Source organism: Chryseobacterium sp. R2ACT005 (assembly GCF_049949215.1).
Lineage (GTDB): Bacteria > Bacteroidota > Bacteroidia > Flavobacteriales > Weeksellaceae > Chryseobacterium.
This window is the reverse complement of record NZ_CP188192.1, coordinates 3,632,826-3,648,618: the sequence shown is the minus strand read 5'-3', so window position 1 is coordinate 3,648,618 and position 15,793 is coordinate 3,632,826. Positions and strand designations below refer to the sequence as shown.

The 15,793-nt window shown below is 36.4% G+C and carries 11 protein-coding genes; 4 read left to right on the top strand and 7 right to left on the bottom strand.

Going from position 1 to position 15,793, the window contains the following annotated elements:
- Nucleotides 1-7: 7 nt before the first annotated feature.
- The 4 genes from ACPF63_RS16630 to ACPF63_RS16615 form a co-directional block, all read right to left on the bottom strand.
- Nucleotides 8-589, bottom strand: coding sequence for a TIGR00730 family Rossman fold protein (locus ACPF63_RS16630; protein ID WP_426480658.1), 582 nt, complete (start codon nucleotides 587-589; stop codon nucleotides 8-10).
- Nucleotides 590-776: 187 nt separating this feature from the next.
- Nucleotides 777-2,219, bottom strand: coding sequence for an aminoacyl-histidine dipeptidase (locus tag ACPF63_RS16625; RefSeq protein ID WP_426480657.1), 1,443 nt, complete (start codon nucleotides 2,217-2,219; stop codon nucleotides 777-779).
- An 84-nt stretch (nucleotides 2,220-2,303) separates the two neighbouring features.
- Complete coding sequence (locus ACPF63_RS16620; RefSeq protein WP_426480656.1) at nucleotides 2,304-2,795, bottom strand: hypothetical protein; 492 nt, start codon at nucleotides 2,793-2,795, stop codon at nucleotides 2,304-2,306.
- Nucleotides 2,796-2,819: 24 nt separating this feature from the next.
- Nucleotides 2,820-3,425, bottom strand: coding sequence for a hypothetical protein (locus ACPF63_RS16615; RefSeq protein ID WP_426480655.1), 606 nt, complete (start codon nucleotides 3,423-3,425; stop codon nucleotides 2,820-2,822).
- A gap of 391 nt (nucleotides 3,426-3,816) precedes the next feature.
- Between ACPF63_RS16615 and recR the strand changes: the two genes are divergently transcribed.
- Together recR and ACPF63_RS16605 are read left to right on the top strand one after the other, a co-directional pair.
- Nucleotides 3,817-4,428 (top strand): recombination mediator RecR, encoded by a 612-nt coding sequence (recR, locus tag ACPF63_RS16610; protein WP_034697032.1) that lies wholly within the window; start codon nucleotides 3,817-3,819, stop codon nucleotides 4,426-4,428.
- On the top strand, nucleotides 4,424-5,263 hold the full coding sequence (locus ACPF63_RS16605) for a glycosyltransferase family 2 protein (RefSeq protein WP_426483230.1): 840 nt from the start codon (nucleotides 4,424-4,426) through the stop codon (nucleotides 5,261-5,263). Before recR ends, ACPF63_RS16605 begins: the two co-directional genes overlap by 5 nt.
- A 51-nt stretch (nucleotides 5,264-5,314) precedes the next feature.
- Here ACPF63_RS16605 and secG read toward each other — a convergent pair whose 3' ends face one another.
- The 3 genes from secG to ACPF63_RS16590 form a co-directional block, all read right to left on the bottom strand.
- Nucleotides 5,315-5,668, bottom strand: coding sequence for a preprotein translocase subunit SecG (gene secG, locus ACPF63_RS16600; protein ID WP_426480654.1), 354 nt, complete (start codon nucleotides 5,666-5,668; stop codon nucleotides 5,315-5,317).
- Between the two features lie 133 nt (nucleotides 5,669-5,801).
- A complete protein-coding gene (locus ACPF63_RS16595; RefSeq protein WP_426480653.1) occupies nucleotides 5,802-7,847 on the bottom strand; it encodes a M16 family metallopeptidase in 2,046 nt (681 codons plus the stop codon).
- A 53-nt stretch (nucleotides 7,848-7,900) separates the two neighbouring features.
- Entirely contained in the window at nucleotides 7,901-9,214 is a 1,314-nt protein-coding gene (locus ACPF63_RS16590) for a M16 family metallopeptidase (RefSeq protein WP_180565240.1), read from the bottom strand.
- A gap of 446 nt (nucleotides 9,215-9,660) precedes the next feature.
- Between ACPF63_RS16590 and ACPF63_RS16585 the strand changes: the two genes are divergently transcribed.
- Together ACPF63_RS16585 and ACPF63_RS16580 are read left to right on the top strand one after the other, a co-directional pair.
- Nucleotides 9,661-11,991: an ATP-dependent helicase gene (locus ACPF63_RS16585; RefSeq protein WP_426480652.1), complete on the top strand. Its 2,331-nt coding sequence runs from the start codon at nucleotides 9,661-9,663 to the stop codon at nucleotides 11,989-11,991.
- 919 nt (nucleotides 11,992-12,910) lie between these two features.
- A complete protein-coding gene (locus ACPF63_RS16580) occupies nucleotides 12,911-15,682 on the top strand; it encodes a TonB-dependent receptor plug domain-containing protein (RefSeq protein WP_426480651.1) in 2,772 nt (923 codons plus the stop codon).
- Nucleotides 15,683-15,793: the final 111 nt, after the last annotated feature.

Below are 15,793 nucleotides of genomic sequence, written 5' to 3'. Positions count from 1 at the left end.
ATAAAACTTATATTTCCTCCTTAGAAATCCACTTTCCAACAGTAGGAGCCTGATAATTTCTCATCTTTTCAAGTAAATCATCAATGGCATCACTGATCAACAGCATATCACTATTTATCTGCTTTAGGAATCCTTTATCCACCATAGTCTGAACCAATTTAATCAGATCATCATAAAAACCATCTATATTCAAAATTCCGATCGGTTTTTTATGAAGCCCCAGCTGTGCCCATGTGATCATCTCGAAGAGTTCTTCCAGTGTTCCATAGCCACCTGGCAGAACGATAACTCCATCGCAGAGTTCATTCATTTTGGTCTTTCTTTCATGCATCGTTTCCACAATGATGAGTTCTGTCAGATTTTTGTGGGCAATTTCTTTGGTTTGTAAAAAGTGGGGAAGGACTCCAATGACGCTACCATTTTCACTCAATGCTCCGTCGGCAATCGTTCCCATCAGTCCAACATCAGCACCGCCATAAATAAGCTGTATATCATGTTTAGCCAAGGTTTGTCCAAGGAGAAATGCCTGTTCTTTGTAAATGTCATGCGAGCCGAAACTTGAGCCGCAGAATACGGTGATACTTTTCATTGTATAAGGTTTTTTATGGTTTGGATGCTTCGACAAGCTCAGCATGACATCTCTAATACTAACTTTTTTTAGGTATAAATTTTTAGCTGTGTCATGCTGAGCTTGTCGAAGTATTTTTATTTCAATTAAAATTAAAAATATCCAAAATCATAAGACTTTGGATATTGAATATAGTAATTTTAATGTTCTACTTCTGAGGAATATTCGCTAAAATATCTTTCAGGAAACTCCAGAATTTCTGAGTTGAAGGAATGTTCGCTTTTTCATCAGGAGAATGAGCCCCTCTGATCGTTGGTCCAAAGCTTACCATTTCCATTTCCGGATAATTGGCACCGATGATACCACACTCAAGACCTGCGTGGCAAGCTACTACATGAGGTTTCTCACTGAATTTCTCTGTGTAAAGTTTCTCCATCAGCTGTACAATCTCTGAGCCTGGTTTTGGCTTCCATCCCGGATATGAACCGCTGAATTCAACATTCATTCCAGCCAATTCTGCTACAGATTTCAATTGTTCTGCCACTGAATATTTTGAAGAATCTACAGAAGATCTTGTAAGGTTTAAAATCTTAAGTTCTCCAACTTTCAATTCTACTCTTGCTACGTTATTGGAAGCTTCTACAAGATCAGCCACATCCGGACTCATTCTGTATACTCCATTATGAAGAGCTTTTAGAGTAAGGATTACTTTTTTAGAATCTCCTTCTGAAATTGCTTTGTCAGAAGACGTGGAGTTCTCAATATTGATCTGAATTCCCGGCTCTACAGTCGCAAATTCTTCTAAAATATCTTTCTTAAGAATCGTTACGTTTTCTATAAATTCCTGAGCATTTCTCACAGAAATTAGAGCTACACCTTCTCTTGGAATTGCATTTCTCAGACCTCCGCTGTCGATAGAAACCAATTCAATATTCTGGTTTTCCAGTCCGCTGTAAAGAAGTCTTCCCAAAATAATATTGGCATTTCCGAAACCTTTATGAATATCCATTCCGGAGTGTCCACCCTGAAGACCTTTTACTTCAAGTCTTACAATTTGTCCTTTGGGAGCTTCTGCAGCATAGTTTTGAGTGATAGTTACGTCAACACCTCCTGCACAGCCAATATCAATCTCATCATCCTCTTCAGTATCAAGATTCAATAGAATTTGTCCTGTCAGTTGTCCTGGCTTTAGTCCTAAAGCACCCGTCATTCCAGTCTCTTCATCAATAGTGAAAAGAGCCTCCAATGCAGGATGTGGAATATCTGAACTTTCAAGAATAGACATAATGGTTGCTACTCCTAAACCATTATCAGCTCCTAAAGTAGTTCCTTTTGCCTTTACCCAGTCACCGTCAATTTCCATTTTGATTCCTTCTGTTTCAAAATCGAAATTAACATCGTTGTTTTTCTGGCAAACCATATCAAGGTGCGATTGAAGCACGATAGATTTACGGTTTTCCATGCCAGCAGTGGCAGGTTTCTTAATAATAACGTTTCCTACTTCATCTACCGTAGTTTCCAGTCCTAAATTTTCACCAAATCCCTTGATAAAAGCTATTACTTTTTCCTCTTTTTTTGAAGGTCTTGGAACAGCATTTAATTTGGAGAAGTTTTTCCAGATAATCTGCGGTTCTATATTAGATAATTCCATTGAATTTTATTTTTCTCAAATTTACAAAATAAAAAATGCTTCCGTGAGATACAGAAGCATTTTTGTTGTATGATTTTGCTTTTATTAGCATCCACATTCTCCATAGATCGGAGTCGTAAATGTAGTTCCGTCTGGTTTCTCTATAGTCAGGGTCCCTTCAAACAGTAAAGCTTCTTCGCCTTTTATTTTTTTACCTTTTACGGAAATTTTGTAATCATCATTTTCTATTTCTTTGGTAAGCAATTCATCTACCTCCATATCACTTGAAGAGATAAGATTCAGAGCCAGTCTTTTGCCATCCAGCATCATGTAAGCAGTTTTTCCGGCATCATCTGCGTAGATGTATCTTTCATTTTCAAAATCAGCTTTGCTTATCGCAAAATAGCAGGAGCATTCTTTAATTTCTTTAGGAAACGGAATGGTTCCCACCAGAATATTTCCAGAAGATGTACCTGTTGAAGCAGAATCTTTTGCAATAGGTAAAGAATCGGCAGAAGGAGAACCTGAAACCGTTTCTTTTTCCTTTTTGCAGGCTACCAATAGAAATGCGGAAAATAAAATGATTAAATATTTCATGTGTTTGTGGTTTTATTATTTTTCTTACCCTCTTGCTCTTTCAAGAAGTGTCATCATTAATAAAGAAAGGATTACTAAACTTTCTTCTTCATCATCAATATCGATCAGTCTGTCCAGCTGGAATCTTCTTCCGAAGAATGAAGGCATTTTTTTAAGTTTAAAATAAGCTTTCCCATCAATACCAGTCACCGTATAAGATGGATTAAGGAAATATCCTGTGAACATTCCGATGATAGGAAGTTCTCCTACAAAGCTGTCCCAGAATCTCACCCATGCACTGTCTTCCTGAACTTTAAACTTAGGCTGATCTTGGGCATCCAGAATATCGTAACTTGCTTTCCAGATAGAACGCATTCCTTTTCTTGCCAGTCTACCGAAGTTTTTATTGTCAATAAGATCATTCAAAGAATACGAAGAGTTGAAATCTATCCATTTATTAGCTTTGATTCTGAAAAGTTCCTTAGACTTGCTCTCATCATTGAAAACGATAACATCTTCTTTCAACTTGAACATTTTCTGACGCACATACGCTACATAATTTCCGTTTTTGTCAGTAATATTGAAGTCACTTGCTAAAGTAGTGATTTTGAATTTGAAATCCAGGGGATAGTTAAGATTGTTAAGTACCATGTTAGTTAATTTTTTTCATATTTAATTTAAGCCGCAAATATAAAGGTTTTTTTAGAGTTCTCAGGTATGGGTGAAATTTAAAATATCATATTGAGACATTATGTTGACGGAAATTTATAAGGTGATTTTTGTGAAAAATAAAATTAAACGCTGAGTTCGCAAGGGTTGTTTATTGTTTTATGTTTTGTTCACAAAGGCACTTCGTTCAGCTGAGATACAAGTCTTCTTATTGCTGAGTAAAGCGCCTTTGCGATCATTTTTTTAACCTTTAGACATCTTAGCGCGCTCAGCGTTAAAAATTTATTATACTGTATAAAAATTCACAAGCGAAGCGAACTGACGATTGACTATTCACTATTAATTATCAACTTTAATCCTTATTTTTGTACCTATGGATTATCCAAGTAAAGTATTGGCAAAGGCGGTAGACGAGATTTCGGGACTGCCTGGGATTGGAAGAAAAACCGCATTGAGATTAGCACTGCATTTGTTGAAGCAGCCCAATTCCAGAGCTGTAAGTCTTGGAAACTCCCTGATTAACCTTGTCAATGAAATAAAATATTGTAAAGAATGTCATAATTTTTCAGATTTTGACATCTGTGAAATATGCAGCAATGAAAAGAGAAATGGTGAACTGATCTGTATCGTTGAAGATGTACGGGATGTAATTGCTATTGAGAATACCGGAAAATATACAGGCAAGTATCTGATCCTGGGCGGAAAAATTTCTCCAATGGAAGGAGTAGGACCCGGGCAGTTAAATATTCCAAGTATTGAAAAGAAATTGAATGATGGAAAGGTGAAGGAATTTATTTTCGCATTGAGTGCCACGATGGAAGGAGATACAACAGCGTATTATATCTATAAGAAATTTAAAAGTTTCAATGTGAATTTCTCCAGCATTGCAAGAGGAATTTCAGTAGGAGATGAACTGGAATATGCTGATGAAATTTCTTTAGGAAGATCCATTATCAACAGGCTGCCATATAACGAAAAGGATTAATATGAAGCTGTCTGTTATTATCGTTAATTATAATGTTGTACAATTGCTCAAAAGCTGCCTCTTGTCACTTCAGAAATATATACAGGAGATAGACTATGAAGTGATTGTTATTGATAATGCTTCTACAGACAATTCCTGGACAGATCTTATTCCCGAGTTTCCTGGCGTACATTTTATATCTTCTGAAATAAACGGAGGTTTTTCAAAAGCGAACAACCGGGCGATTCAGGCAGCAAAAGGAGAATATATTTTACTTTTGAATCCTGATACAGAATTTGAAGGGTTTTATATGAAGGAACTTCTGGATTTTGCCGATTCTCAGCCTGCATTCGGATGTCTGGGAGTGAGGATGCATGATGCGGAAGGTAATTTTCTTCCTGAAAGTAAACGTTCTGTTCCGGATATGTTTAACTCTTTTGAAAAGCTGTTTACAAATTTTAAAAAGAATAATTCCAAGTCTTATTACAGAAACGACATTGAGGAAAATGCGGTTGCTGAAATAGAAGTTATGACAGGCGCTTTTTTACTGGCTAAAAAAGACGTTTACGAAAAAATAGGAGGGCTGGATGAAGCTTATTTTATGTATGGAGAAGATATTGATCTTTGCTATACTTTCTTAAGAAACGGTTACAAAAACTTTTATTATGGTAAAGTTTCTATTCTTCATCACAAAGGAGAAAGCACTATTAAGAATGAAGTATATCTCAAGAGATTTTATGGGGCCATGCAGATCTTTATTGATAAATATTATAAAGAATCGAAGCCTGTACAATATTCATTTTTAAAGGCAGGGCTGAAACTTCGCTATCAGATTGAAAAGATCAAGTTAAAATAAAAAAGCAACTCAATTGGAGTTGCTTTTGTTTTATATAAGATGGTATTCTTCTTATTTTGCCGGTGCTGCAGGAGTTTGTACCGGAATTGTTGTAGAAGAAGCAGGAGCTGACTGTTTTGCAGGAGCTTCTTTCTTCACTGGTTGTTTTTGTGTAGGAGCTACCTGAGACGGCTTTCCTGTAATAACAACGCTTAAAAGGATAAGAACGATGATAGTTCCGCCTAGAGTCCATGTTGCTTTTTCCATGAAATCATTGGTTCTCTGTACTCCAAACTGTGCAGATGATGCACCTCCGAATGTACTGGAAAGGCCTCCTCCTTTTGGATTTTGTGCCATAACGATAATTACCAATAAAACGCTGGCAACCATAACAAGAACCATCAATAGTGTAAATATAGTATCCATTAATTCTGATATCTTTTTGAATGGGCAAATTTAATCTTTTTTTACTGAATGACAAAGAAAGATATCGCCAAATGTTGATAAAAATAAAAACGGCAACAATTGTTGCCGCTTTTTCTATAAAAATTGGATGTTATTATTTAAAATCAGCATCAGTAGCCTTATTTATTTCATAAGACTTTACATTCATGGTCATATCCATTCCCATCTGGCTTACAGAGATTGTATATGGCATTTTTACCCCTTCTACATCTTTGTAATTAGAGAATGTTGTAGGGATTGTCACTTCCTGGCCCTTAGCTTTTACTTTTTTTGTTTCTCCGGTTTTTAATCCTGTTGCAACGCTGTAGTAATACGTTGTATCTCCACTTTTAATTGCATAAGAATCTTCACCTCCGATTTTCTCAATTCCTCCTAATTTATAATCAGCAGATTTTGCAAAACCTAATTCTTCAAAAAGCTCCGGGTTCTTTTGTTTTTCAGCAATTTCTTCCGGTGTGATGTCAATTTTTTGTCCCATCTGCATAGAATAACCGGTTTTTCCATCAAATACCTGCTTCTGAACAACCTGTCCCATTGCTGTTACAGTTGTCAGCTCCTTTCCGCCTTGTGCTTTAACGATTTTAAAATCGATGTTTTGTCCTTGCATAGACATTGAAGCATTCGTAGTATATGAAGTAATTTTAGCCAAATTAGCTTTTCCTCCGATAGCATTGATGTATTTATCTGCAATAGAGGCAACCGTAACACTTGCATCTACTTTTTGTACAGTTGGTTTTGAAACAGGGTTTGCATCCTTATCAAAATATTTTACAGGGTAACCTAATTTTTCCAATCCTTCAGAAATATCAGATGCTTTGCCTGCAATGAAAATTCTGCTTTGGTTTGGTAAAATGGTAGTCTTAACAGCATTTGAAACATCTGCAGCTGTTACTTTATCGATAGATTTCAGGTAATTGGTGTAGAAATCAGCTGGTAAATCCTGAACTTTTTGGTTCAATGCAAATCTTGCAATAGTTGCAGGCTGCTCTAAGGACATGATGAAAGAACCTTTCAGCTTTGCTTTTGCATTTGCCAATTCTTCTGGTTTTACCGTAGAAATAGCATTAAGTTCATTCATGAATTCCTTAACCGCTTTGTCTGTAACCTCATTTCTTACACTCGCACTTGCAGAAAATTCAGGAGAATACTTGCTTGCTACCATATTTGAATAAGCACCGTAAGTAAATCCGTTCTTCTCTCTAAGGTTCATGAAAAGTCTTGCTTCACCACCACCTCCAAGGATGTAATTGGCAATTGTTGCAGGGAAATAATTGGCATCTTTCATTTTCAACGTGTTCAAGTTGTTTAGAGAAACAACAGACTGTACAGCAGAAGGAACATCCACTACATTAATTTCTGTTTTCGCAACATTAGAAGCTGGCTCTAATTGTGCAACAGGGGTATTTGCTTTTTTCCAGCCATTGAAAGCTTTCTCGATCAAAGGTTTTACCTGGTCAAACTTTACGTCTCCAACGATTACTAAATAAGCATTGTCCGGAGCGTAGTATTTTTTATAGATGTTCTGTACATCAGCAAGCTGGATTTTGTTAATCGATTCAACAGTTTCAAATTCACCTCTTGAAGTATTTTTTCCATACATCAAAGCGTTTGAAACTCTTTCCGCGATAGAAGAAGCATTTTTTTCCTCAGATTTTAATCCTTCAATAGCTCTTTCTTTAGAGTTTTGAATTTCCTCAGCAGAGAATTTAGGATTAATAATTGCATCAGCCATCAGGCCTAATACTTCAGGGAAATATTTTGAAAGTGAGTTGGCAGAAGCACCTCCTGAAGAGAAATTAAGATTTGCCCCAAGGTAGTCCACTTTTTTGTTGAAATCATCTTTGGAGATATTCGTAGTTCCGTTTTCAAACTGTTCAGCCATGATTCCGCTTACCCCAGTTACAGCTCCTTCATTGTAAGGAGGTCTGTCCATAGAAAGGCTTGCACTTACTCTTGGCAGCTTGTTGTTCTCAACTACCATTACTGTAAGACCGTTGCTTAGCTGGAAAGTTTTTGGCTTAGCAATGTTAATCGCAGGAGTAGGTCCCGGCTTCGGCATTGCATTAAGATCTATTTTTTGTGCTGAAACCATTCCTGTAAAGAAAAACGCTGCAGCTATATATGTTAATTGCTTTTTCATTTGTAAAAATTTAATTTTTAATAATCATATTGTAACCTTAAAAGTTGAAATGATTACTTTTTCTCAGGTACGTAGTTAATGATTATTCTTTGGTTGGAATTAAGATACTTTTTAGCAGCATTTTGAAGATCCTGTCTTGTGATAGATCTGTAAATGTCGATTTCTTTATTGATCAAATTCGTGTCACCCATCAATACGTGGTTGGTTGCCAATGAAGCAGCAATTCCCTGAATGCTTGAGTTAGCATTTACAAACTGATTTTCGTACTGGTTTTGAAGTTTTTGATAATCATCTTCAGAGATTAATGTAGTCTGAAGATTTTTGATTTCAGCATCAATGTCAGCTTGTAAAGCCTGCTTTGTAGTCTGTCCCATCGGGATCGCGAAGAAGGCGAAAATACTGTAATCTTCCAGCCCTTGGTTAAAAGCAGCTACCTGAAGTGCTTTTTTGTCCTGATCAACTAATTTTTTATATAAAACCGAAGATTTTCCATTACTTAAATAAGAAGAAAGCATATCTAAAACATAAGCATCTTTCTCTTTGTTAGCCGGAGTTCTGTACGCGAAAACATAAGCAGGAAGCTGGATGTTCGGGTCTGTTGCCGTTACTTCTTTTTCCTGAGTGATAGGAGCATCTTTAGGGAAATCTTTTGGATATAAAGTTCCTTTTGGAATTCCTCCATAATAGGTTTCGATCCATTTTTTAGTCTGTTCAGGTTTGATATCTCCTGCAACAACCAAAGTGGCGTTATTCGGTACGTAAAACTTCTTGTAGAACGCCTGGAATTCTTCTAATTTAGCAGAATTCAGATCTTCCATAGAACCGATTGTAGGCCAGTTGTACGGGTGATTGGTAAATAAATTTTTCTGAATAGTTGTGAAAAGATTTCCATAAGGCTGGTTATCCATTCTTAATCTTTTTTCTTCTTTTACAACCTCTCTCTGAGTATCTACACCCACCTGATTGATGACAGCGTGACGCATTCTTTCAGCTTCCATCCAAAGTCCAAGCTGTTCGTTGTTAGAAGGGAATGTTTCATAGTAATACGTTCTGTCATTGGTGGTGTTGGCATTGTTCTGTCCTCCGTTTGAAGAAACAATCTTGAACCAGTCTCCTCTTTTGATATTAGGAGTTCCCTCAAATAAAAGGTGTTCAAAGAAGTGAGCAAAACCTGTTCTGCCTTTTACTTCATCCTTTGCACCTACATGGTACATTACACCTGTTGTTACAACCGGCGCCGAGTTATCCTGATGAAGAATTACGTGAAGACCATTGGGAAGGTCATACTCTTCGAATTTGATTTGCTGTGCATTCAGCATTAGCCCGAAGAAAGCTACGGCAGCAGCAGAAAGAAGTCGCTTTTTCATAAAATTTAGAAATTGTTTATCAATTAGTACGAAAAGTGAATTAAATGTTACAAAATGTATAGAAATATATGTTGTAATAAGAAAATATTTAGAAATTAAAAGTTTAAAAAGTAGGAATTTATAATGTCAATTATCAATTTACTTTGCCTGCAAATAGTATTTTTAACGCAGAGTCCACTAAGATATTTAAATAACCTTCAGATCGGTGACAATGGCGTTTTACTCAGCAATGCTTGCCCGAGATCTTTGCTAAATGTAATGCCTTTGCGAACATTAGCGTTTAATTTTGAATATTTAATAAGAGCCACTTACATTTTAAAGCAAAATTGACTATTGATATATATTTTAAGTATTAAAATTTGAGTGTTGCAATTTCTAACTTCTTATGAAAGTTTGAATTCTCCTCTGAATACATTAATTTTGTGTTCCCAAAATTTTTTTGCTGTATGGACTATTTGAAAGGACTCAATGAATCACAATATGAAGCCGTTACCTCTTTACAAGGACCTTTGATGGTGCTTGCCGGAGCAGGTTCCGGGAAAACGCGTGTATTGACCATGCGTATTGCTCATTTAATACATAATGGAATAGACCCTTTCAATATCCTGGCGCTTACCTTTACCAATAAGGCGGCTCGTGAAATGAAAGACCGTATTGCAAAAGTAGTAGGAGACAGTAATGCAAGAAGCCTTTGGATGGGAACTTTTCACTCTGTTTTTGCAAGAATTTTAAGAATTGAGGCTCATTATCTTGGATATCCTTCCAATTTTACCATTTATGATCAGCAGGATGCCCTGAATGTGATCAAAAAAGTACTGAAGGATATGAATATTGATGCAGATCTTTATAAACCTAAAAAAGTTCAGGCAAGAATCTCAACCTATAAAAATAATCTGATTACGGTAAAAGCTTATTTCAACAACCCGGAACTGATGGAGGCGGATGAAAAGGCTAATATGAAATTCATCGGGCAGATTTATCAGAAATATGTTGATCAGTGTTTCAGAAACGGATCCATGGATTTTGATGACCTGTTGTTGAAAACCAATGAGTTGCTGACCCGTTTTCCTGAAGTGCTTGCAAAATATCAGGATAGGTTCAGATATATCATGGTGGATGAGTACCAGGATACCAACCACTCTCAGTATCTTATTGTAAAAGCATTAGCTTCAAAATTTGAGAATATCTGTGTGGTAGGGGATGATGCACAATCCATTTATTCTTTCCGTGGAGCTAACATTTACAATATCTTAAACTTTAAAAAAGATTATACAGATGCTAAAACAGTATCTCTGGAACAGAATTACCGTTCTACACAGAATATTGTAAATGCGGCTAATGTAGTTATTGCAAAAAATTTACAGCAGTTTAAGAAAAATGTATTCAGTGACAATGAAGAAGGGGATAAGATTAAAATATACCGATCTCTTTCCGATGCTGATGAAGCGAATTTTGTTGCCGGAAATATTTGGGAACTCCGTAACCGTGACCAGAGAAAATACAGTGATTTTGCCATTTTATACAGAACCAACTCTCAGACACGTGCTTTTGAAGATGCACTGAGACGTAAAAATATTCCATATAAAGTGTATGGAGGACTTTCCTTCTACCAAAGAAAAGAAGTAAAAGACCTTATTGGTTATCTTCGACTTCTGATCAATGAGAATGATTCTGAAGCATTGATGAGGATCATCAACTATCCTGCAAGAGGAATTGGAGAAACAACACAGAATAAACTGATCGTTTTTGCAGATGCTCATAATATTGCGGTTTCAAAAGTATTGGAAAATCTTCCGATGTATGCACCTCAATTGGGCCTGAACAACGGAGTTTTGAACAAGTTGAACGACTTCTGGTCTATGATAAAAGCTTTTCAGGTATTGCTGAAAACAGAAACAGCTTACAGTGTTGCTATGGAAGTGGCAAAGCGAAGCGGGTTGATTAAGTTTTTAAAAGATGATCAGACTCCTGAAGGAATTTCCAGAGTAGAAAACGTACAGGAATTGATGAACTCCATGCAGGGATTCATTGAAGAGCAGATGCAGCTTGAGGACGGAGATCCGAGTCTTTCCAATTTCCTTGAAAATATCGCCCTTTCAGCAGATACTCAGGATAAGAACCTGGAAGATGATATGGTTTCATTGATGACTATTCACCTTTCAAAAGGACTTGAGTTTCCAGTAGTTCACTTAGTAGGACTTGAAGAAAATCTGTTCCCAAGCTTTATGAGCTCTGCCACCAGAGAAGATCTTGAGGAAGAGAGAAGACTATTTTATGTAGCACTGACAAGGGCTGAAAAACAGGTCTTTTTCTCATATGCTGTTTCCCGTTTTCAATGGGGGAAAATCACAGATGCAGAACCTTCAAGATTCTTAAGTGAAATTGATGATGAATATATTGAATTCCTTAATCCTGTTTTGGAAAAAAGATTTATCAATAATTCAGGGGTAAGATCCAATATTTTTGATGAACATCCTTCTGAAATTAAATCTTTCAAAAAGGTTGAAAAGAAGACTCTCGATAGAGGTGATGCCTCAAAACCTGCTCAGGAAGTAAGAAAACTGAAACCTGTAAGTACAGCTAAAATTATCAATCCAAGTGGAGCTTCTTCCCAGGATATTGAAGTAGGAGATAAGGTGAGACACGACCGTTTTGGAATTGGAGAAGTTAGCTTCCTGGATGGAACGGATCCTCAGAATATCAAAGCAAAAGTTATTTTCATCCATGAAGGAGAGAAAAACCTGATTCTGAAATATGCAAAACTGACTAAGATTTAATTTCAGAACAATGCAATATAAATAAAACGGGTTCAATTTTTGGATCCGTTTTTTTTTATTTTTAAATGCAAAGCCCGCAATGTAACTATTGCACTCTGTCTATTTTTTCGATCGCAAAGGCGTTCCACTTAGCAAAGAGAAATTTCTCTGCTAAACGAAGTGCTTTTGCGGCATAAGAATAATAAGCTGTAAATTTTCCTTTGCGGTCATAGCGTTTAGATTACCTATTTTAAACACAAAGTTCGCAATGTGTTCATTCAGATGTATTTATTTTTCGATCGCAAAGGCGTTCCACTTAGCAAAGAGAAATTTCTCTGCTAAACGAAGTGCCTTTGCGACATAAGAATAATAAGCTGTAAATTTTCCTTTGCGGTCATAGCGTTTAGATTACCTATTTTAAACACAAAGTTCGCAATGTCTTCATTCATACGTATTTATTTTTCGATCGCAAAGGCGTTCCACTTAGCAAAGAGAAATTTCTCTGCTAAACGAAGTGCCTTTGCGACATAAGAATAATAAGCTGTAAATTTTCCTTTGCGGTCATAGCGTTTAGATTACCTATTTTAAACACAAAGTTCGCAATGTGTTCATTCAGATGTATTTATTTTTCGTTCGCAATGACGTTCCACTTATTGAAGACAATTTCTCTGCTGAACGAAGTGCCTTTGCGATCGAAGAATAATAGAGAGTAACATATTTCCTTGCGATCATAGCGTTTCCAATCTTTATTTGTCTGATTTTATATTCTTTAGTATCTTATTTTATTGGAATGTTCTTAATTTATCATAACTTTAAGTAGGGATAGAAAGAAACGATAACCATTTTTTATAAAAACAAAGTCTATTGATTTTGTGGACTAATAAATATATTTTACATTTGCAGCTTGTAAAAACATAAATGTTCAATCAAATTAAATTATATGAGAAATAAAAAAACTATTCTTTCGGCCTCTGTTTTATTTTTTCTTGGAGTATATACTTACGGACAGGAAAAAGACAGCATCAAAACAAATAAAGACAGTATAAAAACCAATAATGTAGAAGAAATAGTGGTGCTGGGATCAAGAGCTGGAGCCAGATCTAAAACAGACAGCCCGGTTCCTGTAGATGTATTCAATGTGAAAGAATCTTCAATCATTCTCCCACAAACAAATATTGGACAAATCCTGAATGCAGTAGCACCATCATTTACTTCTACGATTCAGACTAACTCAGACGGAACGGATCATTTGGATCCTGCCCAGCTGAGAGGTTTGGGGCCGGACCAGGTATTGGTTTTGGTTAATGGAAAAAGAAGACACACTTCAGCATTGGTGAATGTAAACGGAACACCCGGAAGAGGTACCGTAGGAACGGATTTAAATGCCATTCCGTCTTTTGCATTAAACAGAATAGAAGTATTAAGAGACGGAGCTGCAGCACAATATGGATCTGATGCCATTGCCGGAGTAATTAATCTTGACTTGAAAAGAGATACAGGAAAACTGGCAGGACAAATAAGTTATGGAGGAAATTTAACACCAACAGCTAATGACCATACCGGCGATTTTGACGGACAGAATATTCAGCTGGATCTGAACTATGGTAATAAAATAGGAACCAAAGGAGGTTTCTTCAATATCACTTGGTCTTCACAGTTCAGAAATCCAACTTATAGAGCCGGAACAGAAAATGGACCTATTTACAATGCTTATAATGCCATTGAACAACGTGCACTAAATGACGGAGTTAATCTTTCTTCTCTTTTTACGAATATTGGGAATACACCCAATTCACAGCAGATTGTAAATTATGTACATCAGTATGCACAAAATGTAAACTACTTTTCTCAGGAGCTGCAAAATTCAATCCAGGGAGCCAATACCATTTCTGCATTACAAAGTATTTTGAAACCTGGAAATTTTACCAGAGAGCAGCTTAATTACTTTACCGATCAGGAATTGGCGTACAGAGGGCAGTCCAGAAAAGACTACAATATGCAGGTAGGACAGTCTAAACTTAATAACCACCAGCTTTTTATAAATGCTGAATTGCCAATCAATGATAACTGGAAGGTTTATACTTTTGGAGGATATAGTTTAAGACACGGAACTTCCGGAGGATTTTACAGAAGACCAAGTGAAAGCAGAACCTTTACAGGATTATATCCTAATGGTTATCTTCCACAGATTGGAACGGATATCCAGGATATTTCACTGGCTGCAGGAGTCAAAGGGAAATGGGACGGCTGGAATATTGATTTCAGTAATACATACGGGCAGAATTCATTCACCTATAATATTCAAAACACCGGAAATACCTCCTTACGTTTTGACTCACCAAGAGAATTTAATGCAGGAGGGCTGAGATTTTCCCAAAACACAATCAATTTAGATTTCTCTAAAAAATATGATGTTTGGGAAGGGATTAACGTAGCATTTGGAGCAGAGCACCGCTATGAGAATTTTAAAATTACCCAAGGTGAAGAAGCTTCGTATCAGACATATGATCAATTTGGAAATATCTGGAACGGAGATCCAAGCCAGAGAGCTACGGACTTTTTTGGACTGCCTCTGCCGGGAGGATCACAGGTATTCAATGGATTTAAACCTGAGAATGCTGTGGATAAAAACAGACAGTCGGTGGCAGCTTATGCAGATGTAGAATTTAACTTCACCAACTGGTTATTGGTAGACGCTGCTGCGAGATATGAAAATTATTCTGATTTCGGATCGACATTCAATTATAAATTAGCTTCAAGAATCAAAGTAGCGCCTAATTTCAATGTGAGATTTGCAGGATCTACAGGATTCAGAGCTCCGTCTATCCACCAGATTTATTATAATGTAACTTCTACATTGTTTACGAATAATCAACTTTTGGAAGTAGGAACTTTCAGTAATGATTCCCAGCTGGCAGGATTGCTAGGTATGCCAAAACTGAAGCAGGAAACTTCCAAATCAGCAAGTGTGGGATTTACCTACAAAATTCCTTCAGCAGGGCTTAGCTTTACAGCAGACGGATATTTCACAAGAATCGACAACCGTATCATCCTTACGGACCAGTTCTTAAGAAAAGATGTGCCTTCAGATGCACAAAAAGAATATGATAAATTAAATGTGAACGGTGCTCAGTTCTTCACGAATGCAATTGATACGGAAACAAAAGGGTTGGATGTAGTGATTTCACATAATGTAAGATTTTCAGGTATAAAACTCGATAATAACTTTGCTATTAACCTTAATAAGACCAAACAGGTAGGAGATATCCATTCTGCAGGACTTTTACAGTCACCACAGCTTGAGAAAGTATATTTTTCTGAAAAATCAAGAGTGTATCTGGAAGAAGCTGTGCCTAGAGTGAAAGCCAGTCTTTCGCACACCCTTTCATGGAAGGATGCTACGTTCTATCTGAGAAATACTTATTTTGGAAAAGTAACAGGTGCTGATATTATTGATGTGAACGGAGACGGAATCATAGATTTTAATGAACACCAACCGATCGGAGATAAGATCATTACCGATATATCTGCTGCTTACCAGTTTACTAAAAACGTAGGGTTGACTTTGGGGGTAAATAATTTGTTTGATATTTATCCAACAAAAAACCTTACTGCTTCTACCAATAATGACCAGTTTATCTATTCACGTTCTACTTCACAGTTTGGACAAAATGGTAGATATGTTTTTGCGAGACTTAATTTCAATTTTTAAATTCAATAACAGATCTTACTTATGACTTATGAAATTGTTTAAAGTTTTATATTTTGAAACATTAAGATTGTATTAAGATATTGAGTATTAAGATAAGCTTCGCTTTAAGCT